This is a genomic window from Novacetimonas hansenii JCM 7643 (assembly GCF_000964405.1).
GTDB lineage: Bacteria > Pseudomonadota > Alphaproteobacteria > Acetobacterales > Acetobacteraceae > Novacetimonas > Novacetimonas hansenii.
The window spans coordinates 1-1,069 of sequence record NZ_BANE01000333.1 but is presented as its reverse complement, the minus strand read 5'-3'; the positions used below and the strand labels follow the sequence as shown (position 1 = coordinate 1,069).

General features: G+C 58.9%; 3 protein-coding genes. 2 read left to right on the top strand and 1 reads right to left on the bottom strand.

The genetic code is table 11. The features are described from left to right. A partial coding sequence (locus B7G66_RS18505) for a hypothetical protein (protein WP_206778209.1) occupies positions 1–184 on the bottom strand: 184 nt, incomplete at its 3' end. 57 nt (positions 185–241) lie between these two features. Between B7G66_RS18505 and B7G66_RS16130 the strand changes: the two genes are divergently transcribed. Both B7G66_RS16130 and B7G66_RS16125 read left to right on the top strand, forming a co-directional pair. After that, positions 242–424, top strand: a complete 183-nt coding sequence (locus tag B7G66_RS16130; protein WP_003621603.1) for a hypothetical protein — start codon at positions 242–244, stop codon at positions 422–424. Between the two features lie 157 nt (positions 425–581). Continuing rightward, positions 582–767, top strand: coding sequence for a hypothetical protein (locus B7G66_RS16125; RefSeq protein ID WP_139312547.1), 186 nt, complete (start codon positions 582–584; stop codon positions 765–767). Positions 768–1,069: the final 302 nt, after the last annotated feature.

Here is a 1,069-nt window from a genome sequence, read left to right as displayed (position 1 = left end):
TCTGGCTCTGGCTCTGGCTCTGGCTCTGGCTCTGGCTCTGGCTCGGTCTCCTCCGGGTTCCGGTGTTGGTCCCTGCGTTGGCCCTGATATCGGCCGTATCTCCTCCCCCGGCAGTCATGGCAGGTCGTGCATGCCCGTCAGGCTGCCCCTGTTTGTGAAACGTGATGTGGGGAAGTGTTTTCATGGCCTCAATCCATTGATTTTAAATAATTCCTTAACCAAGAACAGGAGAGTTAAGCATATGCGACAGGCAACAGCGCGCATCCTGTATATCCTTGTGCTTTCGGCAGGGCTTGCGGCCTGTGCCGGACGGCATGCGGCACCGCCGGGCGGGGCCAGCTATCCCGATGGGACGGGCGGCATGGGCGGTTCCCCGCAACAGGCTGGCGCAGGCCCCGGCAGTGCGGGTGCCCCCGGAATGTAGGTCACGCCCACCCGCCCATGCCTGCAATGGCGTGGTTGACATTCTTATGATCGGGTGGGGGGCGAATTCATGAAAAATCCACATTCCGCACGTCATGATTGCGATATGTTATGTATCGACAGGGACCATGTCGCCCCTGCATGACGGAGGTCACGCCATGAAACGCTCAATCCGCCAGATTCCCCGCGAAATCCGTGACGAATGGAAGCAGACATTGCTGCATGCCTGGGATCGTACGGGCCGTCCCGTCCTGCGGGAATGGCCGTGCCAGGCCGCGGCAAGGGGAGTGGCGGAAGATGTCATGCCGCGTGAATGTGGCTGCGCACTGGCGTCGGGCGCGTAAAAACCGCCCATGGAATCGCCGACGAAACCGTGACAGGTTGCAGGGGCGATGCCTGTCCCGGCAATCGGGATGTGAAGGGGTCGGATGCCGCCTTTTAGCAGATGCAAGGCGGCATTTCCCGAAGCTTTCTGACAGAACCCGCACCAGATATCCTGATCGGGTTTGGTGTGGTGCTGGCCCTGCCTCTGCCTCTGCCTTTTACAGGTGCGTTCTGGCAACTGTTTGCGGGGTTTGGGCCAGAACCCCATTAAGAGAATTTTTGAAAAGTCAGGATCGATAACACCCTGAAATTATAAAGGTTT

What these genes read in the sequence shown, in the direction of transcription:
- B7G66_RS16130 (WP_003621603.1), top strand. Translation starts at nt 242, where the DNA reads ATGCGACAGGCAACAGCGCGCATCCTGTATATCCTTGTGCTTTCGGCA.
- B7G66_RS16125 (WP_139312547.1), top strand. Translation starts at nt 582, where the DNA reads ATGAAACGCTCAATCCGCCAGATTCCCCGCGAAATCCGTGACGAATGG.